Genomic DNA, 23,583 nt, shown 5'->3' on the forward strand with positions numbered 1-23,583 from the left:
CCGTCGTCAGAAACGGTAAGTCGCGCAACCCACTTGGAGTCCGGAGCCGACGCTCACTATCAGCCCGACATCGCCCGACCGCACCAGACCGTGTTGCCAGGCATGCTGCAGTCCGTGCGGTACCGACGACGAGAACGGGTCGGTATCGGAGACCGGGTCGACGAATAGCGAACTGGCAATGCCCAATCGGGAGGCGAGCTCCTCGCGGTGGGGCTGCGACAGGTGCGGCGGGAACACCGCGGCGATGTCCGAGGGGGCGATCGCCTCGAGCTTGAGCAACTCGCCCACCGCGTCGGCGATGATTGCGACATAGTGCGCGTCCAGATCAGGGTCGCGCTCGATTTCCAGCCACGTCCGATCGTCGGAGTGTCGGGTGTACGTGGTGAGCGCACCGGCGTGCTCGGGGTACTGCCGGAACACGAAGCGGCCGAATCCCGTATTGCCGTCGGTCGGTGACAGGACCACCGCCGACCCCGTCTCACTCAGCCCGTAGGAGGGGTGTGCGGTGCTGCCATCGTTGTTCTCGGTCTCCGACGCGACGACCATGGCATGCCCGGTCTTCCCCGCGCCGATCATCTGGACGGCGACCTGGCAGGCGTTCAGGAACCCGACCGCGCCGTTGAACACGTCGAAGGCGAGAGTCTTTGGGCCGTCGGGGGATCGGATGTCGTCGTTCACCCCGAGCTCGCCGGCGACCAGCGCCGCGATGGCGGGCTCGCTGATGAACTCGTCGCGGTAGACGCCGGCGTGGATGATCAGGCCGAGCTCGTTGCGGTCCAGTGCGATGTGGTCGAGGCATTGCGCGGCGGCCTGCGTGGCCAACTCCACCGAGCCGCGTGATCCGGGCGCGCCGGTGGGAATCGTGCCGATGCCGGCGATACCCACCGCGGGCGGTTGCGGTGGCTCGACGGCCGGCGGGTCGTGCATCGCCCCGCGACGGTGGTCCTCCGAACCGCGGCGCAGCCGGTCGGGCAGGTCGTCGAAGGTGTACAGCGCGGCCCCGACGGTCTGGCCGGAGGCGCTGATGCCGAATACCGCGTTGTCTCCGGACCTGATCCGGTTGCTCAGGATGTGATCCTTGAGGGCGACGAAATGGGTTGTGCTGGCAGTGTTTCCGCGCTCGGCAAGGTTGTAGATGGTGTTGCCCGGGTTGGCGGAGCCTTCGCCGAACATCCGGTTCACCGCGCCGACGGCGTCGTTGAGCGACGACTCGGACGTCTGGTGCATCACGATGTGGTCGGAATGCTCGGGGCGCCAACCGTGCCGACGCATCACGCCGGCGACGTAGGGCACCGCGGCCTTCACCGCGATCGCGGTTGCGGCAATCGAGTCGACGGTCATGATCGCGCCGCCCTCGGGGCCGCCGGTCGCCTTCGCGATGCACATCGGGGCGTAGCGGCTGAGCGTGGCGATGTCGATGTCGTGGAATCCGGCGCGGTTGTTGGGGCCGCGTTCCAGGATCACCGCAGCCCCGGCGTCGCCGACCGTCAAGCACGCCAGGCGGGGATCCATCGGACCCTCGATCTGCCGTTGCGCGGTTTCGCTGATGTGCGTGATGTATTCGCCGCTGACCACCATCGCGCGGCCGATCAGCCCGTTCTGCAGGAAGGCGTCGGCGATCGCGATGCCGGTGAACATTCCGGCGCAGGCGTTGGTGATGTCGAATGCCAGCGCGTTGTCCAGCCCACACTGATCGCGCAGTCGCGCCGCGGTGCTGGGCTCGAACACGAACTTCTGGTCGGGTCCGTCGTAGCGGGAGATGCTGCACGAGATCAGCAGGTCGATCTCCACCGGCCGATAGCTCGACCGGGACAGGCAGTCGGCGATGGCCTGTCGGGCTAGGTCGATGGAGAACTCACCCTCGGCCGCCACCCTTCGGTGCTTGATGCCGGTCAACTTCTCCAGCGGAATACCAATGTCGTTGACGCAGCCGGCGAGCATGTCCGCCGTCGACACCTCTTTGAAAGGCAAGTAGGTGCCGATACTTTCGATCACCGTGTTGCGGGCGGGCCGTTGCGGTGCGGGCAGCACCCGTGGTTCGGCTTGCGGCCGGATCTCTTCCGGCTCGATAAGGACCGTCTCGGCGGGGCTGCTATCGAGCGGCTCGCCGCCGTACTCCTCGGCCAGTTCGGCGATCGTGCCGAACAGGAACACCGACTCCGGCTTCAGCGGCAGACCCGCGGACTCCGCTCGGACCGCGACCTCGAGGCTGTGCGTCGAAGAGCCGCCGAGCGCGAAGAAGTCGTCGTGCACGCCGACCCGTTCGACCCCGAGGACCTTGCACCAGATGCCGACCAGAACCTCTTCGGTGTGGTTGCGGGCGGCGACGAATTCGCGCGCGCGTTCCGCTGCGCCCGTTGAGGTTTCGGCGAGCACACGACGGTCGACCTTGCCACCTGACGTGCGCGGCAGTTCATTCGTCACGACGAAGTGGGCTGGCAGCATGGCGGCCGGGAGCCACTCGAGGAGGAAGCGCCGCAACTGCTGGATACTCGGCGTGGGCACCGCGGTGGACGCGATGTGGGCGGTCAGCTGGGTGTGGCCGCGCTCGTCGGCGCCGGCTACCACCACGGCCTCGGTCACGTCGGGATGCCGGGCCAGCGCGACCTCGACCTCGCCGGGTTCGATGCGGACACCCCGGATCTCGACCTGGCTGTCCTGACGGCCGAGGTACTCGATGTTGCCGTCTGCCGCGTAACGGGCGAGATCGCCTGTGCGATAGAGCATCCCACCCGGGCTCGCGGCGAACGGGTCGGCGATGAACCTGGTCGACGTCTGGCCGGGTTGGCCGGAGTAGCCGCGACCCACGCCGGCTCCGCCGATGTACAGCTCGCCCGGCACACCCACCGGCACCGGTTGGAGGTAACCGTCGAGCAGATGAATCTGGACGTTGGCCATCGGCCGCCCGATCGGGATAGATGGCCCGGGCGCACCGCGTTTGCAGTGCGCGTAGGTGGCGGTGACGGCGGACTCGGCCGGGCCGTACTCGTTCCACAACTCGGCATCGGTGGTGTTGAGGAAACGTTGGGCGAGGTCGTAGGGCAGCGCCTCGCCGCCGCACGTCACCCGCCGCAGCGCGACGCAGTCCCGGAGCCCCGGCTCGGCGAGCCACGACTGCAGCATCGAGGGCACCACGTGCACGATCTGGGTGATGCTGTGCTCGGCGATGGTCCGCACGAGATAGGCGGCGTCGCGGTGCCCGTCGGGCTTCGCGATCACCAGCCGTGCGCCGACGATCAGCGGTAGGAAGATCTCCGCCAGCGACGCATCGAAGGTCACCGGGGTGTGGTGCAGCACCCGGTCACGGGCGTCGACCTTGTAGTTCGCCCGCATCCACAGCAGCAGATTGCGCAGGCCACGGTGGGTGTTGAGCACCCGCTTGGGGACGCCGGTGGAGCCCGACGTGTGGACCACGTAGGCCAATCCGTTCGGCCGCGCGGCGGATCGAGGTGCGAACGTCTCCGACGGTGTCGCCAGCAGGTCGAGGCAGAGTCGCTGACCGGAAAAGTCGTTGAGCAACTTCAGGTTTCGCTCGTGCGTGACGACGACCGGTGTGCCGGCGGCCTCGATCATCGCCGCGATGCGATTGGCGGGCTGCCCCGGGTCGAGCGGCATGAACGCGGCGCCGGACTTCGCGACGGCGAGCAGCGCCACCACCAAGTCTTCGCTACGGTCCAGCAGGACGGTGACGACGCTGTCCGGTCCGACACCGAGCGTCTGCAGCCGGCTCGCGACATCGTCCGTGCGACGGTCGAGATCGGCGTAGGTCAGGTCGCGGTCGCCGAATGTCACCGCAATCTCCGACGGATTCGCGCGGGCCGCTGCGGTCACCATCGCCGGCAACGTGTCTGGAGCGTCGAACGGCGTCGCCGTGTCGTTCCACTCCTGCTGCCGCGTGCGCTCGGCTTCGGTGCCGATCGGCAGCGTCGACAGGCTGGCATCGGGATCGGTGACGATGCCGCCGAGCAGCGTGGTGAAATGCTCGGCCATCCGCTCGATGGTGGTGTCGTCGAACAGGTCGGTGTTGTACTGCAGCGCGCAGAGCAGTTCGCCGTCCTGCTCGCCCATCAGCAGCATCAGGTCGAGCGGCGCACCGCCCTGGCCGATGTGCGCCGTCGTGAAGTCCAGCGTCCCGGGAGCCGATGCCGCGCCCTCTTGGAAGCGGCGGGTCTGCTCCCAGGCGAATGACACCTGGAACAGCGGCGTATGGCTCAGGTCGCGGGCGGGGTCCAGTTTCTCGACGAGCAGAGCGAACGGAAAGTCTTGGTGCTCAAGCGCTTCCAGGACGGTTGTCTTGACGCGGCCCAGCAAGGACGTGAAGGTCGGGTTGCCGCCGAGGTCGGGCCGCAACACCACGGGGTTGGCGATGTAGCCGACGACGCTGGCCAGCCCCGCGTGATCGCGGCACCCGAACGGTGAGCCGATCAGCAGATCGTCCTGCCCGCTGTAGCGATGCAGCAGCGTCGCATACGCTGCGAACAGCGTCATGTACGGCGTCGCGCCGGCGCTGCGCCCCACGTCCTTGAGCCGGGCGGTCAGAGCAGGATCGATCGAGAAGCGGTGCACCGCACCGCGGTACGTCTGCACCGCGCCGCGCGGCCGGTCGATAGGCAGCCGCAACATTGGCGTCTCCCCGGCCAGCTGCCGGCTCCAGTACCGCCAAAGCCGCTCGCCGTCGGCGCCCTCGATGGCGTGGGTGTGCTGGTCGGCGTAGTCGACGTAGCGCATCGGCGGTAGCGGCGGCGTGGGTGCGCCATGCTCCGCGGCGTACAGCTGTCGAAGCTCGTCGAGGATCAGGTCGATCGACCACATGTCCACGGCGATGTGATGCAGCGTCAGCACCAGCAGGTGTTCGTCGGGGCCCTGCGTGATCAGGTTGAAGCGCACCACCGGGCCGGTGCGTAAGTCGAAGGGGCGGTCCGCTTCTCGGCGCAACCAACGCTGGGTCTCGTCGGCGCTCAGGTCCAGCCGGTTGACGCGCACCGGTAGCCGCGGGTGGACGAGCTGAACCGGCTGGCCGTCGCGCGTCGTGTAGGTGGTCCGCAAGATCTCGTGGCGGTCGACGAGCCCCTGGGCGGCGGCCTCCAGCGCGGCATCATTCAGCCGGCCGCGGATCCGCCCGGCATAGGTGATCGTGTACGCGGGGCTGCCCGGCGCCAGCTGGTACAGGAACCACAGCGACCGCTGGCCGTGCGAGAGCGGATACGCCGACGCCGACTCCTCCGCCTTCTCCATCAGCAGGCGTGCCAGCAGAACGCGCTTCTCTTCGGCGGACAGGCCGGCGAGGTTATCCGTCATCCTGACCCTCCCGTGCGGCAAGGACGTCGCGCAGCAGCGCGTCGACGTCGTCGTCGGAGATGTCGGGCAACCGGCCGAGGATGTCCATCCACTCCGGGTCCGAACCATTGGAGCCGTTGACAGCCGGCGCATCCGGCGCCTCGACAGACGCGGGTTCCGCTGGGGTGCCGCCCAATTGGTCGGCGAGCCAGCCGGCCAGCCCCGTCACGCTGGGACCGTCCAACAGGCGCACGACCGGCACGACGATGCCGAGGTCACGCTCGATCTGCGCGCGCAGTTCCACCGCGACCAGCGAGTCGACCCCGAGTTGCTGCAGCGGCGATTCGATGTCCAGCTGCGACGGCGCCACGCCGAGCTTGCCCGCAACCTGATCGCGTAGGTAGGACTGAAGGTCGTCGCGGCCGGACGGGCCGTTGGTTTCGGCCGGCGTCTCGGGAAGGCCGGCACCCGACTCCATCCGCAGGACGCCGACCTGGGTGGCCGATGACCGGAGCAACTTCCCCAGCGTCTGCAGCCCGTCGGTGACCGGTAGGGGAATCATGCCGTGCCGGTTCAGGTTTCGGTGCTGCTCGGGCCGGTTGACCAGGCCGACCTCAGCCCACGGACCCCAGTCGATGCTGAGCGCGGGCCTGCCCTCTGCGCGCCGATGCCAGGCCAGCGCATCCAGGAACGCGTTGCCCGCCGCGTAGTGCGCCTGCCCGGGTGAACCCAAAAGCCCTGCGGCAGAGGAGAACAGCACGAAGAAGTCCAGGTCTGCGTCGCGGGTGAGCGTGTGCAGATTCCACGCGCCGTCGACTTTGGGCGCCATGACGGCACGCACCCGCTGGTCGTCGAGGCGCGCGAGGATGCCGTCGTCGAGGATTCCCGCTGCATGGACCACGCCGCGCAGGGGAGGCATGTCGGCGCGGATCGAGTCGAGCACCGAGGCGAGCGCGTCACGCTCGGTGACGTCGCCGCGGGCGTAGACCACATTCGCCGGCAGGTCGTCGATGGCCTGCTGGCCGGTCGGCGACGCGGGGCCGCGGCCGAGTAGCACCAGGTGCCTGGCGCCGCGTTCGACCATCCAGGATGCGGTGGCCAGGCCCAGGCCGCCGAGGCCGCCGGTGATCAGGTAGGTCGCGTCGGCCTCGAACTGAGTCGGGCGCTGCCCAACCGACGCCACCGGCTGTACGCGCGTGTCCACCGCGATGGCGATCTTGCCAATCTGCTTGCCCTGCGACAAGGTTCGCAGCGCGGTCGCGGTCTCGGCGGCCGGGAAGGCGCGCACCGGCAGCGGGCGGAACGCACCCTGCTCGATGTGGGCGACGATGTCGCGCAGCAGGCCGCCCACGTAGCCGGGCCGGTCGACGATCAGCCGGGCGAGGTCGATGACGAAGTAGGACGCGTTGTTCCGCAGCTGCCACATCCGCAGGCGGCCTTCGCCGTAGATGTCCGCCTTCCCGATTTCCAGGAATCGGCCGTAGGGGCCCAGCGTCTCGAGGCTGTGCGCGATCGCGTCGCCGGACAGCGAGTTGAGCACCGCATCGACGCCCGCACCGCCGGTGACGGCCAGCACTTGATCGGCGAAATCGGTTGAGCGCGAGTCGAATACGTGCTGGATGCCGAGACTGTGCAGGTGGTTGCGCTTGTCTGGGGTACCGGCGGTGGCGATCACCGTGGCGTTCAGCCAGCGCGCGACCTCGACCGCGGCCAGGCCGACGCCGCCTGCCGCCGAGTGGACGAGCACCCGCTCGCCGCGTCGTAGGCGGGCCTGTTCGTGCAGCGCGTAGTAGGCCGTCAGGTACGCGATCGGGATCGTCGCGGCCTGTTCGAAGCTGAGCTCGACCGGCTTGGCGGTCACCAAGCTCGCCAGGGTGGTGACGTAGGAGCCGACACCCTCTGCCGCCAGGGCGATCACGGAGTCGCCGACGCGGATGTCGTCGACATCGTGGCCGACGGCGGTGACCACGCCGGAGCATTCGACGCCGACCTGGGTGGGGCCTTCTTCCTGCCCCGGGTAGACGCCGAGGGCGCGCATCACGTCGATGAAGTTCAATCCGGTTGCGTGAACCTGGATTTCGACCTCGTTCGAGTCAGGCAGCCGGCGAGTGGCCGTACGGGTGTCGATGTCGTCGAGCACGCCCGGTCGCAAATATTCCATCCGAAACGCGGCGCCCGGCGTCGGCTGAACGACTTCCGGCTCCACGACTAGCGGCGCCAAGCCGGCGACGTAGCGACGTCCACCCCGGAAGGCCACCTCGGTGCCGCTCGTGTCGGCGAGCAACTCGTCGACGAAAGCGGACAAGTCTGCCGGTTGTTCGCGCACCGGTAGGTCGATCCGCGAGCAGCGCAGCTCCGGGTGCTCGTGGTTGATGCTGCGGCCCATGCCCCACAGTGGCGCCTGGGCAACGGACATGTCGTCCGTGCCGGGCTCGACCGGCTGCGCACCCTGGGTCACCAGCCACAGGCGTGGCGACTGCTGCGAGGCCGTCAGCGCCTGGACGAGGTGCAGCACACTGGTTGGGCCGACGACCCGGGACGCTTCCATCGAGTCCGACAGACCCCAGAGGTGGAGTACGCCTCGAAGCGGCGCCTGCAGGTCATCGAGGACGCGCCGGAAGTGGTGTGGCTGAGTCGGATCGACACGGTAGTGAGCCGGTCCGAGACGCGCGAAGTCGGCACCCTGCTCGACCAGCACACCGGACTGGGAGCGCTGCTCGAGCAGCGTCCGGGCGGCGTCCGTGATGGCGCCGGCGTCGCCGAAGATCAGCCAGTCTCCCGGCCCGGGCGAACCATGTTCGGCAGCAGCGAGATCGGCGGCCTCCCAACGCGGCACGAACAGGTCGTCACGCGCCACGACCGCGGGAGCGCTCGGTGCCGAGTCGCCAACCCGCTTGAGCCGCAGCCCATGTACCTCCGCAAGCACGGACCCGGACCGGTCGAGCAGGAACACGTCGCCCTCGACAGTGCTCTCGGCGCCGTCGCGCAGCCGAGTGTGGCACCACACACCATCCGGCGACATCGCCCGCACTCGCAGATCCGCGACGCCGACCGGCAGATAGGTGTCGTGCGAGTGCCCGTTGGTCGCGGGAAGGGTGGCGGCGAGCACCTGAAAACAGCCGTCCAGCAACGCCGCATCGAAGTCGCCGCTGTCGCCCGGCGACAACCGCGCGATCGCCTCGCCGTCGCGGCGCCAGACGTCGGTCACCACGCGGAATGCCGGTCCGTACTCGAGCCCATGCCGCGCGAGACGACTGTAGAACGCCTCCCCGGAAATCTGCTCTGTGCAACGGGTTTGGACCTCGCCCGGGTCGTGCACGCCGCCGTCGGTTTCACCGACGACCATCCCGCCGCTTGCCAGCAGCGCCGCAGTAGGGTCCATGCCCTGCAGCTCGAACGAGATGGGGCCCGACGGCTCGCCACGCAGCGTCAGCTGCACGGTCCTCGGCTGCACACCATCGAGAACCAGCGACCGGTGGAACGTGACGTCGTGCGGCATTCGAAGAGGCGTCCCGAATGCGCGGGCGGTGCCGGCGACGGCGAGCTCGAGCAGGGTCGCTCCCGGGACGACGACCGCCCCCTGCACCCGGTGGTCACTCAGAGTCGGGAAAAGGGCGGTGCTGACGTCGATTTCGCAGACCACCGTGTTCGGCTGTGCCGCCGAGCGGATCGGCCCGCGCCACGACGACGGTTCCGGGACGGGTTGCGCCGAACCCTCCGTTATGTCGAGCCAGAAGCGCTCCCGCTGCCACGGGTAGGTGGGCGCCGCAACCAGTCGGCCGCCGCGGGGGTGCAACCGATCCCAGGCCACCGGCTGCCCGTTGGCATACAGCGCACCGAGCGAGGCCAGCACGCTCTCGCGCCCGCCCTGATCGCGGCGCATCGAGGGCACCAGTGCGCAGGAGCGGCCGAGGTCCTCGGCGTCTTCGCGCAGCGCGCTCAGCAGCACGGGATGCGGGCTAATTTCGAGGAACACCTCGTGGCCCTGCTCGAGAAGCTGTCGCGCAGTGGGCGAGAAGCTCACCGGCGAGCAGAGGTTCGCCACCCAATACGAGTTGTCCAGGCCGGCGCCGTCGACCGGTTCGCCGATCACGGTGGAATACATCGGCGTCGTGGCGGCCGTCGGTCGGAGGCTGGTGAGCGCCGCGGAGAGGTCGGCGCGCAGCGCGTCCATGCGGGGACTGTGCGAGGCGACGTCGACGTCGACCCAACGACAGAATCTCATCCGTCGCTCGATCTCGATCATCAACTCGGACAACACGTCCGAATCACCCGATAGCACCGTCGATCGCACCGAGTTACTCGCCGCGACAGCTACCCGGTCTTCCCGGCCGGCGATGAGCGCGTCCGCCTCGGCGCGCGACAACTCGGCGGAGACCATCGCCCCGCCGCGCGCCGCACCGCGCAGCAGCCGGGCCCGCGCACAGATCACCCGGGCCGCGTCGTCGAGGTTCAAAGCACCCGCGACGTGCGCCGCGGCCACTTCACCCATGCTGTGCCCGATGACTGCGGCGGGCTCCACACCCCAGGACCGCCACAGCGCGGCCAGGGCGACCTGCATCGCGAAGATGGCAGGCTGGATCACGCCGATATCGTCGAGGCCGTCGTCGGCGAGCAGCGCGTCGACCACCGACGCATTCAGGTGAGGGCGCATCGCGCGGTCGCACTCGGCGAGCGTGTCGCGGAAGACCTCTTCTTCGGTGTGCAGTTGCCGCCCCATGCTCTGCCACTGGGAGCCCTGCCCGGAGAAGACGAACACGGCACCCGGTCCGGAACGGCGTCGCCCGGGCGCCGATCCGGGCCGGTTCTCGCCCTGCCGATATGCGGCGAGCGTCTCGGCCATTTCCGCGGCATCACGGCCGACGGCGGCCAGCCGATGCTCGTGGTGATCCCGATGCGCGCCGGCGGTGTAGCTGAGGTCGGCCAGTGACAACCCGCTCCGCAGCGCATCCTCGTAGCGGGCGGCCAACGCGGACAACGCTTCTGGCGATCGCGCCGACAGCGGCAGCAACTCGCTACCCGCTGGATGTGGTTGCGGCGCGCGGACTTCCGGTGCCTCGGTCATCACGACATGTGCGTTGGTGCCGCCGAACCCGAACGAGCTGACGCCGGCAACGGCCCGGCGGCTCAGCGGCCACGGCGTGCGGGTGCCGACCACCTTCAGCGCGAGCCGCTCGAACGGGATGTGCGGATTGGGCTCGTCGAAGTTCAGGCTCGACGGGATCTCGCGGTGGTGCAGCGCCAGCGCGGTCTTGATCAGCCCGGCCATTCCGGCCGCCGCCTCGAGATGGCCGATGTTGGTCTTCACCGATCCGATCAGGCAGGGATTGTCCGGCGTGCGCCCGTCGGCGAGGATCGAGCCGAGCGCGTTGGCCTCGATGGTGTCGCCCAGCGCAGTTCCGGTGCCGTGCGCCTCGACGTACTGAACGCTGTTGGGGGACAGGCCCGCTCGCTGGTATGCCTCGGCGAGCACCGCTTCCTGGGCCTGCCGGCTGGGCGCCGTCAGGCCGTTGGTCCGCCCGTCGTGGTTGGTGGCGCTGCCGCGCAGCACCGCGTAGATCTGGTCGCCGTCGGTCAGGGCCTGACTCAACGGCTTCAGGATGACGGCACCCGCGCCCTCGCCGCGCACGTACCCGTCGGCTGCGGCGTCGAATGTCTTGCAGCGCCCGTCGGCCGCCATCAGGGTGGCTTTGCTGAAGTTGAGACCCAGTGCCGGAGAAAGGATGACGTTGACGCCCCCGACGATCGCCAGGGTCGATTCGCCGTCGCGCAGGCTGCGGCAGGCCAGGTGGACGGCGACGAGCGACGAGGAGCATGCGGTGTCGACCGCCATGCTCGGCCCGTGTAGGTCCAGCGCGTAGGACAACCGGTTGGCGGCGATACTCAGCGCGCCGCCGGTGCCGCTGTAGGCGTCGATCAGGTCGGGCCGGCCGAACTGCAGGCTGCCGTAGTCATAGGTGGAGACGCCGACGAACACGCCCGTGCGGGTGCCGGCCAGCGGTGCCGTGGGCTGGCCGGCGTCTTCCAGTGCCTCCCAGGCCACTTCGAGCAGCAGCCGCTGCTGCGGGTCGATGCGCGCCGCCTCGCGGGGCGAGATGTTGAAGAACTTGGCGTCGAATTGGTCGACCTGGTCGAGGAATCCGCCCCGGCCGACGCTGTCGGCATCCGGCGTCCAGCGCTCCGGCGGAATGTCGCCGACGGCGTCGCGGCCCTCGGTCAGCAGTTGCCAGAATGCCGCCGGGCCGTCGGCTCCCGGGAATCGGCAGCCGATGCCGATGATCGCGATCGGTTCGTCGGCGCTCACCGCGCGTGCTTCGACGGGCTCCGACGCGGGTTCCGTCGCGGCGCCCCCGGTCAAGTAGCCGCACAGCGCGTCGATGGTCGGATACTCGTACGGCAACGTGGGCGAAAGCTCTTGTCCTACATGCTCTCCCAGGGCTGCCGTGAGCCGGACGGCGTGCACCGAGTCGAGGCCGTAGTGCGCGAACGGCAGCGACGTGTCGATGTCACCGGGGGAGAGGTCGAGCAGGTCGGACAGCTGCGTGGCCAGCCACGCGGCCAGTTCGCCGGCCTCGGGCGCGACTTCGGGTGGCGCGGGATCGCTGGACGCGTGCCGGGGCGTGCCGGTTGGCGTCGCCCGCCATTCCGCGATCGCCGGGATGTCGCCGTCGAGGAAACGCTGCCGCGAGCGGTTGCGGCGGATCTTGCCACTCGACGTCGTGGGAATGGTGGACGGTTCGGTGAGAACGATGGCGTACGGCCGAATTTCGTGCTGTTCGGCCACCGCGATCCGGATCGCGTCGAGCACCTGGTCGGTGTCGATCTCGCCGACGCGCCAGCGGTCGACTTCCTGCACGACCACGAGTTGCTCGGTGGAGTCCGCGTCGGGCGTGATCGAGAACGCCGCCCCGCGGCCGCGCAGCAGCGCGCCGTGGCTGTCCTGAACCGTGGACTCGATGTCCTGGGGATAGTGGTTCCGGCCGCGAATCACGATGAGGTCTTTCAGCCGGCCGGACACGAAAAGCTCTCCGTCCAAATGGAATCCGAGGTCACCGGTCCGCAGGAATGGGCCGCGCGCGGTGTCGGCGAGAGAAGCGCCGAAGGTCTCCGCGGTTTCGGCCGGTTTACCCCAGTAGCCCTTCGCGATGCTCCCGCCCGCCAGCCAGATCTCGCCGACCTCGTCGTCGGCGCACGGTCGGCCGGTCGTCGGATCCACGATGACGGCCTCGTGGTTGGGCTGCACCTGACCGCACGCCACGAAGGAAGCGGCGTCCGGTGAGTCGGGGGCGACCGCCACGACGCGGTGGTCGCGCAGCGCGTCGCTGTCCAGGCATCGCACCACCGGTGCGGTGCGCTGCTGCTCCGCCTTCCCGGAGATCAGCAGGGTGGATTCGGCCATGCCGTAGACCGGGGCGAACCCCTCCGGCGGAAAGCCGGCCGGGGCGAAAGCGTCGATGAACCGTTCCAGGGTGGCCGCACGGATCGGCTCCGCGCCGCACATCGCGGTCGCCATCGTGGACAGATCCAGCGCGGCCCGTTCCTCGGGGGTGCTCAGGTCGACGCACAGCTGGTAGGCGAAGTTCGGTGCCGCGGTGATTGTGCCGCCGTGCTTGGTGATCGCTTCCAGCCAGCGCATCGGACGCTCGATGAAGGATTCGGGCGGCATGAAGTAGGTGGTGGCCGCGACGTAGATCGAGGTCAGAACGCCGCCGATCAGCCCCATGTCGTGGTGCAGCGGCAGCCAGAACACGCCCTTGGCCCGGTCGTTGCCGCCGCCCCACGCGGTCCGGATCGCCTCGACGTTGCTCAGGAGATTCCGGTGGCTCACCTCGACGCCCTTCGGCGACCCGGTGGAACCCGAGGTGTACTGCAGCATGGCGGTGTCGTCGGGATCGATGCGCGGAGCGGTCCAATCGCCGTCCGGCGTCGCGAGCGCATCCACCGCGCACCACTGCATGGGCGACCCGTCGGCCATCTCGTCGATCGCGGTCTGGAACTTCGCCTGCGTCTCGGCGGTGGCCACGGCAAAGCGCGCCTCGGTGTCCTGCACGATCGATGCGACGCGGCCCACGACCTTGGCGCGCGCGGGCGGGTGGACCGGCACCGCCACCGCCCCGGCGTAAATGCACCCGAAGAACGCCACGATGAAGTCCAGCCCCGACGGGCACAGCACCAACACGCGTTCACCCGTGGCGCCCATCCGCTGCAGCACGGCCGCGGTGGCCCGCGCTCGGGTGTCGAGTTCGCCGAAAGTCAGTTGACTGTGTTCTTCGCCGTCGGCGAAATAGCGGCAATAGTCGAAAGCGGCTTTATCGCGGTAAGTTTCGACCCTTTGCCGCACAAGATCCAGGAATGTCCGTTCCGTCAATCGCATTCCTTCCGGCGTTCATTCTGGACGCCGAGCCGGGATCTCGACTGCGAGGTGACGATCATATCGCGCTGCGAGGCGTCGCAAAGGTGCGTTCGGTGACGCATTTCTTCGCGGCAACTGCGTCGCAATTCGCCTCGCATTTGTTCTCCAGTCGTTCCGCGTGAATCTTATTTGCTGGCAGCGATGCCTGGTCGAGAAATTGTGACATCGTGCGGGCCGGCGCCGCTGTCCGAATCTATCGGGTTTGGGGTGCCCGCGACGGCGTCGCGTGTGACGGCCACATCCTGCAACAGTCTCGGTCGTCGAAGGCTTCCGGGATCACGTCGCGATGTTTTCCCGCGCCGACGTGCCGGCGCGCTGGCGCGGGGACAGCACGACGGGGGCGCCGTCGGTCGGCACGGGCAGGGGGTGTTTGCGGCTGGGACGACCGCCGGGTCCGTTGTCGACGGCGCGGAGCCTGCGGTTCTGCAGGAAGGTCCGCAACAGCACGCGCGCCTCGAACAGCACGAAGTCGGCACCGACACAGCGGTAGACGCCGCCGCCGAAGGGCAGCCACGTGTTGGTGCCCGGCCGCGTGTTCAGGAAGCGCTCGGGCCGGAACGTCAGGGGGTCGGGGTGCAGGTCCTCGCGTTCGTGCATCGCCATGATCGCCAGGATCACGTAGGCGCCGCGCGGGATGTGCAGGCCGTTGAGGTCGAAGTCACGCAGCGCGCGGCGGCCGGTGATGGGCAGCGCCGGACGTACCCGCATCGACTCGGCGATCACCGCGTCGAGGTAGGCGTCGTCGCCCCGGTCGATGCTCTCCTCGAGAGTCGCGAGCGTCTCCGGTTGGTGCACCAGCAGCTCGGCCACCCAACCCAGGGTGACCGCGGTCGCGGCGTAGCCGGCCAGCATCAGCCCGCGCATCGAACGCGCAAGGAAGGCGTCGTCGCGCGGTATCTCGTCCTGCTGGTTGATCTCCAGGAACAACGTCAGGCAGTCGTCGGGACGGGCCCCGGTGCGACGCCGCTCGGCGATCTCTTCGAGCACGATCGCGTCGACCGCCGCCGCCGTGCGTGCAACGGACGGGACTGCCTTCCAGTCCCCACGAACCACCATGGTGACCATCCCGACCCCGAGAAAGCTGGGGCTCTCGGTGGCCGCGCAGTGCGCCAGCATCGCCTTCTCCAGCCGCCGCATCCGCTCGGGCTTCGAGACGCCGAAGATCACCGTCATCATCACGTCGAGTGACAGCTGGCCGCCGATGTCGCAGAACTCGACGCGCTCGTTGACCGGCCACTCCGGCAGCCTGCGCAGCACGATGTCGGTCATCGCCTGCTCGTAGGACTTCAGCGCCTTACCGTGCAGGGGCGGCGCGACCTTGCGCTTCTCTTCCATGTGGGCTTCGCCCTCGAGGAAGATGAACGCGTCGCTGCCGAACAGCTTCTCGTGGGGAGAGAACCGCTTCATCAGTTCGCCGAAGGACAGCGCGCCGTCGCGGTCGGCGAACACGGCCTTGGCGTCATCGGGCGACGACGTGACGACCATCTTGGGTCCGAACGGGATGTCGATGAGGAACTGCTCGCCGATACTGCGTAACGGCGACTGTAGGCCCAGCGGACGGAAGAAGCGTCCGCGGTCGCGCGCCAACCCGCGCACTCCGACGCGGGGCAGTGTGTGGATGCTGCGGTTACCGGCCCCGGCAGTCATCTTCACCTCCAACTCGAGATAACGGCCTCACGGGCCTAGCCCCGGTGTTGTCGGGCGGCAGGGCCTCGACGTTTCGCTCCATCGTACTGACGGGGAGCGACCTCACCTCCCGGGCCGTGTCCGGCTAGGTGGTCCGCACGCGTCGCCGGTTACCCCTGATCACGCGCATCAGCATCGACGGTCGCAGTAGTCGGCTGGGCGCGCCGGTCAGCGTCAAGGTGCGCATGAAAGCCTCGCTCAGCACGATGTCGTCGGCGGCCGCAGCCACCACTTTGTCGAGGTTCCAGTTGAGGACGCGTTGCGGAACCGCACGCCAATCGTCGACGGGACGGAGGGCGAAGTCGTTGAGGCGGTTGGACTGCCAGATCGGGGCCAGCTTCTTGGCGGCCCGGTGGAAATAGCGCCGACCCACGTCGTCGGCGGCATCGTCCCGCAAGCAGTCGCCCAACGCCTTGGCTTGCAGGGCGGCAGTGGTCATGCCCTGGCCGTAGACCGGGTTGAAGCTGCACACCGCGTCGCCGATGACGAGGAATCCCTGGGGAAACCGCTTGAGCCGGTCGTATCGGCGCCACACACTCGTGGGGTAGTGCTGCGCGGCCACCTCTCCGATCGGCTCGCCCGCACGCAACGCCGCCACCGTCGCGGCCGGGAGCAGTTCGGTTGCCAGCGTGAGCAACCCAGGCAAGTCGGTCGGTAATTTGTGCCCCGCAATGCCCATCAGTGTCAGGCACACCGTGCCGTTCTCGTATGTCAAAACACCTGCGCCCGTTGCCCGTTCGACGGTCGGACCGACGATGAGCATCTTCTGTGCAAGGGCGCCGTCGGGCACGCGGAAGAACTGAGTCGCATAGCTCAAATCCACCGCATACTTCTGCTCGGGAGGGCCGGCGTAGCCGTGCTTCTCCAGGAAGGCCGGCGTGCGGGCCGAGCGTCCGGTCGCGTCGACCACCAGGTCGGCCTTCAGCACCCGTTCCCGGTTGGCCGCACGGTCGACGACCCGAGCCCCGACGACGCGGTTCGCGTCGCCAAGTACCGGCTCGACGACGTCGTGATCCTCCAAGAACGTCACGTTGGCGAGCGCCCGGACCCGCCGCCGCACGTGGGCCTCCAGCAGTGGTCGGCTCGCGAGATGGGTCCGCAATGCCTCGGGGTTGGCGATATCTCCCGTCCGACTGAGCTCATGCCCGAAGATTCGGGCATAGATCTGCGACGCATCGGTGCCGTCGATCAGGTTGGCACCGGAAGCCAGGAGTTCGTCGAATAGTCCGGGAAACAGTTCCGTCAGCACCATCGAACCCCGAGTCGACAGCGCGTGCAGATGCCGGCCCTGCGACACCCCTCGGCGCTGAATCGCGTTCTCGGGTAACGCATCCCGCTCCACTAGCGTCACCGAAGCGTAAAAGTCGGACAGCACCCTCGCGGCGAGCAAACCAGCCATACTCGCGCCGCAGACCACGGCACTGTCCCTGTGCTGGCCCATCACGGTCTCTTCCCGACGCTGCATCTGTCACTGCAACGATCACACCGAGATCGGGGAATTGTCCAGGTCAGTTTGTCGCGAACTTCAGGGATGCAGATTCCACTGGCCGCAGTCCTGGGCCAGGACGTCATTGACGTCGACCTCCGACCCGCCGACCACCGGGCCCGGCGTCGATGCGGTGCTCACGATGCGCTGGTAGAGGACCGCGGCGGGATCGATCTGACCGTGCGACCACGACCGGGTCTGCCAGGCCCACTTCTTGCCGGGCGTGCGCGAATTGCCGATGACACCGTCGGCGGCGGCCCACTGACAGACGTTGATGCCGCCGTAGACGCCGGTGCGCTGCACGCCGATGACCGAGTTGATGCCGCGAAACCATTGCAGTGCAACGTTATTCCACGTGTCGTGGTTGATGTCGTCGTCGACGGTGAAGAAGATCGGGGCGCTCTGGCCACCGCCGGCGGCGGTGTGCAGTTGCCAGGCCGTCTTGGCGTCGGCGACGCCGCCGGGGTACCCACGCAGGAAATCTGACGGTGCCGTTCCGCCCGGCTTGCCGTACTGGTAGTTACTGACGATCACCAACCCGGCGGCAGTCAGCGATTGGGCGTAGGGCCGGGTGATCGGCTTGGCGCCGAAGGACGATCCGGGACGCGACAGCGAGACATAGTTGACCACGCCGGCGTGGCCGGCCGCCCGAATATCTTGCGCCGGGATCTGGTGCATGGCGTAGTCGATCAGCGTCGGCGCCGCGGCCGAGGCCGTCGGACTGCCCACGCTCGCGGAAGCCGCACCGAGTCCGGCGACCGCCGACATCGCGGCGGCATAGCGGAGTGCGTCCCGCCGGGTAACCGGACGTGAATCGTGCACCGCGTGATGTTAACAGTGTGGCTGATGTTAAAGATGTAGCCTCGCCGCTGCAAACCAGAAGATTCTCCGGAAGCCGTCTCGGCGTCAGTGTCGTCCGTGCGGCGGAGATGTGCCCTGGTCGGTCAGGCGGTCTTGGCCTCGGTCGCACGCTTGAGCGAGTCCAGCGTCTTGCGGATGTTGGTCCGCTGGAATTCCGGAAAGGTCTTGCCCGAGGTAACAATTCGATCGAACACCGCGACGACGGGGTCGGGCCAGGACGTCCTGTCGTCGGTCCACGTTTCGGTGACCCGCGTGGTGCCCTCACCGATCGGCTCGAACAGGTACTCCCACGACGCGTTCGGCGCTTTGATGCGAGGAGTGCGGACCCCGATCGCATGCACCGTGAAGGCAAACTTCCGGCCCGGGTCCGCGTCAGTGACGGTGCACCGGGTGACCCACTTTGCCCGCCCGCGCTTGTTGCGTCCTTCGAAGGTCATTCCGACGAACGCCGCGCCATCGTCGGCCGGATTCAATACGGTTGCGCCGCGGTTTTCCGGACTCCAGTCCGGAATCCGGGTCGGATCGCTCACCATTGCGTACAGCGATTCCGGAGTCGCGTCGATGTCGACGGTGTCCGAGACGGTCAAGATCCGTGCCATCAGTCCTCCAATGTTTCGCGCAGCATTGACCGGAATGCGGGAAATTACACCCGCTCTGACGCGGTGATCACGGCCGGCTGAACGTCAACATGCCTTCCTCGTGGTCGAGTGCGCGCCCGAGAGCCCGCAGACCCTGGTCCGGCAGCATGCCCGCGTCCCGCCAGCGCACCAATTCCTCGCGCTGGGCGTCGATCGCCTCGCGCCGCATCTCGAGTAGCGCCTCGTCGTTGGGAAAGGCGGGGATGTCATCGGTGTCCGTCACGTCGAGCACATCGAGTTGCTGCTGGCGTACCGTAAGTCGTGCCGACAGCTGCTTGAGGACCGTGTCGATGGCGGGGCCCTCAATCGTGTTGTCGCTCTGCTGCTTCAGCGCGTCCAAGCGTTCGATAGCCGCTCGGATCGCCGCAATGCCGGCCAGCTTTCGCAGCCGCGACTCGTCGGCCGGCTTGGCGCGGATACCCAGCGCGCGGGCCAGTGGGGCGAAGGTCAGTCCTTGCCCAATCAGCGTCACCAACACGACTACCAACGTGCAGAACAGCAGCAGGTCCCGTTCGGGGAAGGGTGCACCCGTCTCGGTCACCAGCGGCACCGTGAAGATGGCGGCCAGGCTCACGACGCCGCGGGTGCCGGCCCAACTCAAGACGAATACCTCACGGCCGCTGAGTCGTTGGGAGTTGCGTTCGCGCGACAGGCGACGCGGGACGGAGTCGGCCGCCTCGTCGGGGCCCGACACATCGCCGAGGCGGGTGTGCAGCGGGCGTGGCAGTAGCTGCGTCACCAGCAACCACAACGGCCGCAGCAACAGCACCACGGCGAGGGTGATCCCCACCGCCACCACGATCGTCGATGGCTGAAAGGCATGCAGGCCCTTCAGGATTCGCGGTAACTGTTGCCCGATGAGCAGGAAGACGAATCCCTCGAGCAGGAAGTTGGTCAGCCGCCACACCGCCCGTGTCTGCAACCGGCTGGCGCCGGATTCCGTTCGCGGCAGATCGTGCCCGACTATCAACCCGCACACCACCACGGCCAGCACACCGGACGCGTGGACTTCCTCGGCGGCCAGGTACGCCACGAACGGGGTGGCAAGCGACACGGCATTGGCCGTCAAAATGTCTGACGTCCAACGGCTTACAAGGCGCCGGAAGATCGCGATCGCCACCCCGACCGCGAGACCCCCGACCGCGGCGAGCGCGAACTTACCGATGGCCGATGGCGCCGAGAAGCCACCACCGCTGGCGGCGGCGACGGCAACCGACAACGTGGTCAGCGCGGTCGCGTCGTTGAGCAATCCCTCGCCCTCGATCAACGTGATGATGTTGGCCGGCAGCCCGACCTTGCGCGCGACGGCCAGCGCGGCCACCGGATCCGGCGGGGCCACCGCCGCACCCAGCGCCGTGCCGACCGCGAAGGTCGCGCCGCCGACCAGAAACGCGAACGCCACGCCTACCGAGCACGCGGTCAACAGCACCAGCGCCACCGACAAACTGATCACCGCGCGCAGATTGCGCCGGATCTCGACCAGCGACGACTCCAGAGCGGCGTAGTAGAGCAGCGGCGGCAGGATGCAGTACAGCGCGGGCTCGGGTCGCAGCGCGATATTGGGTCCAGGCAAAAACGCATAGGCGATCCCGCCTAGGGCCAGCAGCGCCGCGCTGGGCAATCCGGTCCGTTCCGCGATCCAGTGCACCCCGACGATGACGCCGACGGCGGACAACAACAACACCAGACCTAAGTGCAGACTCACGCCCCCATCATCCCGGCACTTCTTCGAGGCACGCACACTCAGGCGACGGTCTCAGGGCTACTTCGTGGGGTTTCCGGGGCGCTCGCCCGGGTACAGGCTGTCCATGGAAACGCTGGTCCGCGCGCAGCGGGCGTCGCTCAAAGTCGCCAAGGTCCAGCGCCGTATCTGGCTGATCCAGGCGTTGTTCTGGCCTGTCATTGTCATCGGCGGACTGCTCACCGCGGCTGCGGCAGCGCGGTGGGCGTGGAATCGGCGCACCGCGTCGGCCGAAAGCCGCGATGTCGTCACACCCCAACCGCTAGGTTCGGATTCGACCTCGGCACGGGGATGAGCACGGAGCGCGATTAGACAGCGCCTCCAACGGGAATCTGTTCGGGTGATCAGGCGGGCAGGTGCCGGGCTGAATCTCCATCGCAAGGAAGCGGGAGGTGTGCGCGTGGTGAATGGCCCCTCCCCGTTGAAGTTGGCCGAACGAACCGACGGCGACGCGGTGGTGATATCCGCGGAAGGCATCGTCGACATGGCCGCCGCCCCGACGCTGACCGAGCAGATACGCGCGGCCCTGCGCCGACGCCCCGCCGTCCTGATCATCGATCTCACGAAAGTCACTTTCCTTGCCACCGCCGGCATGAGTGTGCTGATGGAGACCGATCGCACGAGCAAGGAAAGATCGATCGTGTTTCGGGTGGTAGCAGACGGGCCCGTCACCGTAATGCCCATGCAGCTCTTGGGAATCGACGACCTGCTGGCGATCTATCCGACCGTCGACGCTGCGCGTGAGGGTCTACCTCCGAGCACCGCGCCCGCCCACTGACGCGGGTTTCCCGGAACGAAACCAGACGGCGGTGCCATTAATGCCGCGCATTTCCCGGCCGGCCGCTGAATATGCGTCGGGACGAATGCGTGCCGAGGGCCGGTACACCCCTTGCGGCTGACCGCCAGAATCGACTCTAATTTTATAGAGTAGATTCTCTTGAGCGAGCGGCCCCGCCGAAAGGATGAAGGACTTTGAGTAACGCCATTGCGGTCTTCAACCCGTCCAACGAGGAGCAGATCGCGGAGGTCCCGGACTCCGATCAGGCGGCCGTCGACGCGGCGGTGGCACGCGCGCGGGAAACGTTCGAGTCGGGGGTGTGGCGTAAGGCGCCGGCCTCGCACCGGGCGAACGTGCTGTTCCGTGCGGCCCGCATCATCGAGGAGCGCGCCGACGAACTGGCCGCGCTCGAGGCCCAAGACAACGGCATGAACGCCAACGCGGCAAAGCACATCATTCCGGTCTCGGTCGACATGCTGAAGTACTACGCCGGATGGGTCGGCAAGATCCACGGCGAGTCGGCGAACCTGGTCTCCGACGGCCTCCTCGGCAGCTGGGAGACCTACCACACCTTCACCCAGCTCGAGCCCGTCGGCGTCGTCGGCCTCATCATCCCGTGGAACGGCCCCTTCTTCGTCGCGATGCTCAAGGTCGCGCCCGCGCTGGCGGCGGGCTGTAGCGCCGTGCTGAAACCCGCTGAGGAGACGCCACTTACGGCGCTGAAGCTGGAAGAGATCTTCCGTGAGGCCGGTCTGCCTGACGGCGTTCTCAACGTCATCACCGGTTACGGCGAGACCACCGGCGCGGCGTTGACCGCACACCCGGACGTGGACAAGATCTCCTTCACCGGATCGACCGAAGTCGGCCGGCTGATCGTCAAGGCGGCCGCTGGCAACCTCAAGCGCCTGACGCTGGAACTGGGCGGCAAGTCGCCGTTGATCATGTTCGACGATGCCAACCTCGACAAGGCGATCATGGGTGCCGGCATGGGTCTGCTGGCCGGCTCCGGCCAGAACTGTTCGTGCACCTCCCGGATGTATGTCCAGCGCGGGATCTACGACCAGGTGGTCGAGGGTTTGGCCAACTTCGCCAAGATGCTGCCGATGGGCGGCAGCGAGGACCCCAATTCGGTTCTGGGACCACTGATCAGTGACAAGCAGCGCACCCGGGTCGCCGGCATCGTCAACGACGGTGTGTCCGGTGGCGCGGAGGTGATCACCGGCGGCCAGCCGATGGATCGCAAAGGATATTTCTACGAGGCGACGATCATCACCAACACCACGCCCGACATGCGGCTGATCAAGGAAGAGATCTTCGGGCCGGTCGGCTGCGTCATCCCGTTCGACGACGAGGACGAGGTGTTGGCCGCGGCCAACGACACGCACTACGGGCTGGCCGGCTCCATCTGGACCGAGAACCTCAGCCGTGCCCACCGGGTGGTGAATGAGCTTCACGCAGGCCAGATTTGGGTGAACTCGGCGCTAGCGGCAGACCCCTCGATGCCGATCAGCGGCCACAAGCAGTCCGGCTGGGGCGGCGAGCGCGGCCGCAAGGGCATCGAGGCGTACTTCAACACCAAGGCGGTCTACATCGGGCTCTAGACTGCCGCGCGTGGCTCATGAAATTCACGTCAAGACAGTCGACGGCGGCGTTGTCTACGACAACGCGCTCAGCTACGGACGCGAGCAGGGCGAACTCTGGGTCCAGGTGGGTGACGACCCGGACCACGCCGACACCATCTACTTCGCGAGCGGCTATTGGCAGCAGTACGTCGTCGACCCGCACAGCGAGGACCCCCTCGACCTCGACGAGATCTACGAGGACGAGGACGAATACGAGTACGAATACGACGAAGACGAACCGGACGACGACGCGGCGGTCGAGTCAGCCCTCTAGCACCTCGACGACCTTCTTGGCGGTGGCCTTGGCGGACCCGGGGTTCTGACCGGTGACGAGTCGTCCGTCGACGACCACATGCGAGGCAAACGGAATCAGTCCCTTGCCGTAGCGGGCGCCGCGCTTCTTCATCTCGTCCTCGGCGTTGTACGGCACCAACTTGTTGACCCGCGCCAACACCTCCTCCGACCAGGCGAATCCGGTGAGCTTGCGGCCGGCGACCAACAACGATCCGTCCGACAGCGTGGTGTTCAACAACCCGCAGTAGCCATGACACACCGACGAGACGACTCCGCCGCGTTCGAAGATCTCGCGCGTAATGCGTTGCAGCCCTGCGCTATCCGGAAAGTCGAACATCACCGCATGCCCGCCGGTGAAGTAGATCGCGGCGAAATCAGTCGCGTCGATCGCGTCGGGTGCCACCGTCCGGTGTAGGAGCATCATCTTTCGATCGTCTTTCCGCCATTTCTTGGCGCTCTTGTCGTAGTTCGGAAACTTCAACGAACGCGGCTCCAGCGGCGACGTCCCGCCTTTCGGGCTGACGATCGTCTGCTCGTATCCGGCTTCGGCGAACACGTGGTAGGCGTGTGTCAGCTCTGACAGCCACAGCCCGGTCGGCTCGGACGGATCTTCGTAATGAGAGACGTTGGAGACGACGTTGAGGATGCGCTTGGCCATGTCTCCAGAATTCACGCGTTGGCCTGGCGGCGCCAGCAGTTGGACACATAGATCCAAAACGGAGCCGCCGCAGTTCGACTGACGCCGGGTGAGCGATGCCATAGCTAATCCGTTGGACATCCTGCACGG

General features: G+C 67.7%; 12 protein-coding genes. 4 read left to right on the plus strand and 8 right to left on the minus strand.

The window, feature by feature from the left end:
- Window positions 1–6 precede the first annotated feature (6 nt).
- The 7 genes from PT015_RS17870 to PT015_RS17900 all read right to left on the minus strand — a co-directional run bounded on the left by PT015_RS17870 (window position 7) and on the right by PT015_RS17900 (window position 20,066).
- Entirely contained in the window at window positions 7–5,298 is a 5,292-nt protein-coding gene (locus PT015_RS17870; protein WP_285186218.1) for a non-ribosomal peptide synthetase, read from the minus strand.
- A complete protein-coding gene (locus PT015_RS17875; RefSeq protein WP_449247312.1) occupies window positions 5,288–13,651 on the minus strand; it encodes an SDR family NAD(P)-dependent oxidoreductase in 8,364 nt (2,787 codons plus the stop codon). Before PT015_RS17875 ends, PT015_RS17870 begins: the two co-directional genes overlap by 11 nt.
- Window positions 13,652–13,966: 315 nt before the next feature.
- Window positions 13,967–15,337: a cytochrome P450 gene (locus PT015_RS17880; RefSeq protein WP_285186222.1), complete on the minus strand. Its 1,371-nt coding sequence runs from the start codon at window positions 15,335–15,337 to the stop codon at window positions 13,967–13,969.
- Between the two features lie 124 nt (window positions 15,338–15,461).
- Entirely contained in the window at window positions 15,462–16,775 is a 1,314-nt protein-coding gene (locus tag PT015_RS17885; RefSeq protein WP_285186223.1) for an FAD-dependent oxidoreductase, read from the minus strand.
- Between the two features lie 126 nt (window positions 16,776–16,901).
- A complete protein-coding gene (locus PT015_RS17890) occupies window positions 16,902–17,630 on the minus strand; it encodes a DUF1906 domain-containing protein (protein WP_285191161.1) in 729 nt (242 codons plus the stop codon).
- 176 nt (window positions 17,631–17,806) lie between these two features.
- On the minus strand, window positions 17,807–18,322 hold the full coding sequence (locus PT015_RS17895; RefSeq protein WP_285186225.1) for an SRPBCC family protein: 516 nt from the start codon (window positions 18,320–18,322) through the stop codon (window positions 17,807–17,809).
- Between the two features lie 67 nt (window positions 18,323–18,389).
- Window positions 18,390–20,066: a cation:proton antiporter gene (locus PT015_RS17900; RefSeq protein WP_285186230.1), complete on the minus strand. Its 1,677-nt coding sequence runs from the start codon at window positions 20,064–20,066 to the stop codon at window positions 18,390–18,392.
- A gap of 103 nt (window positions 20,067–20,169) precedes the next feature.
- Here PT015_RS17900 and PT015_RS17905 point away from each other — a divergent pair, with 103 nt between their 5' ends.
- The 4 genes from PT015_RS17905 (at window position 20,170) to PT015_RS17920 (ending at window position 22,776) form a co-directional block, all read left to right on the plus strand.
- Complete coding sequence (locus PT015_RS17905; RefSeq protein ID WP_285186232.1) at window positions 20,170–20,397, plus strand: hypothetical protein; 228 nt, start codon at window positions 20,170–20,172, stop codon at window positions 20,395–20,397.
- A 108-nt stretch (window positions 20,398–20,505) separates the two neighbouring features.
- Window positions 20,506–20,880, plus strand: coding sequence for an STAS domain-containing protein (locus tag PT015_RS17910; RefSeq protein ID WP_285186234.1), 375 nt, complete (start codon window positions 20,506–20,508; stop codon window positions 20,878–20,880).
- A 194-nt stretch (window positions 20,881–21,074) separates the two neighbouring features.
- Window positions 21,075–22,481, plus strand: coding sequence for an aldehyde dehydrogenase family protein (locus PT015_RS17915; RefSeq protein WP_285186237.1), 1,407 nt, complete (start codon window positions 21,075–21,077; stop codon window positions 22,479–22,481).
- A 10-nt stretch (window positions 22,482–22,491) separates the two neighbouring features.
- Complete coding sequence (locus PT015_RS17920; protein ID WP_285186239.1) at window positions 22,492–22,776, plus strand: hypothetical protein; 285 nt, start codon at window positions 22,492–22,494, stop codon at window positions 22,774–22,776.
- Here the strand turns inward: PT015_RS17920 and PT015_RS17925 are convergent.
- The gene (locus PT015_RS17925; protein ID WP_285186241.1) at window positions 22,765–23,454 is read right to left on the minus strand and encodes a type 1 glutamine amidotransferase domain-containing protein; all 690 of its coding nucleotides are present in this window, start codon (window positions 23,452–23,454) and stop codon (window positions 22,765–22,767) included. The genes PT015_RS17920 and PT015_RS17925 overlap by 12 nt on opposite strands.
- Between the last annotated feature and the right edge of the window lie 129 nt (window positions 23,455–23,583).

This window comes from Candidatus Mycobacterium wuenschmannii, from assembly GCF_030252325.1.
GTDB lineage: Bacteria > Actinomycetota > Actinomycetes > Mycobacteriales > Mycobacteriaceae > Mycobacterium > Mycobacterium wuenschmannii.

Excerpts from the sequence above, each read along its gene's own strand:
- PT015_RS17870 (WP_285186218.1), bottom strand. The coding sequence starts at position 5,298 with ATGACGGATAACCTCGCCGGCCTGTCCGCCGAAGAGAAGCGCGTTCTG.
- PT015_RS17875 (WP_449247312.1), bottom strand. The coding sequence starts at position 13,651 with ATGCGATTGACGGAACGGACATTCCTGGATCTTGTGCGGCAAAGGGTC.
- PT015_RS17880 (WP_285186222.1), bottom strand. The coding sequence starts at position 15,337 with ATGACTGCCGGGGCCGGTAACCGCAGCATCCACACACTGCCCCGCGTC.
- PT015_RS17885 (WP_285186223.1), bottom strand. The coding sequence starts at position 16,775 with ATGGCTGGTTTGCTCGCCGCGAGGGTGCTGTCCGACTTTTACGCTTCG.
- PT015_RS17890 (WP_285191161.1), bottom strand. The coding sequence starts at position 17,630 with ATGTCGGCGGTCGCCGGACTCGGTGCGGCTTCCGCGAGCGTGGGCAGT.
- PT015_RS17895 (WP_285186225.1), bottom strand. The coding sequence starts at position 18,322 with ATGGCACGGATCTTGACCGTCTCGGACACCGTCGACATCGACGCGACT.
- PT015_RS17905 (WP_285186232.1), top strand. The coding sequence starts at position 20,170 with ATGGAAACGCTGGTCCGCGCGCAGCGGGCGTCGCTCAAAGTCGCCAAG.
- PT015_RS17925 (WP_285186241.1), bottom strand. The coding sequence starts at position 23,454 with ATGGCCAAGCGCATCCTCAACGTCGTCTCCAACGTCTCTCATTACGAA.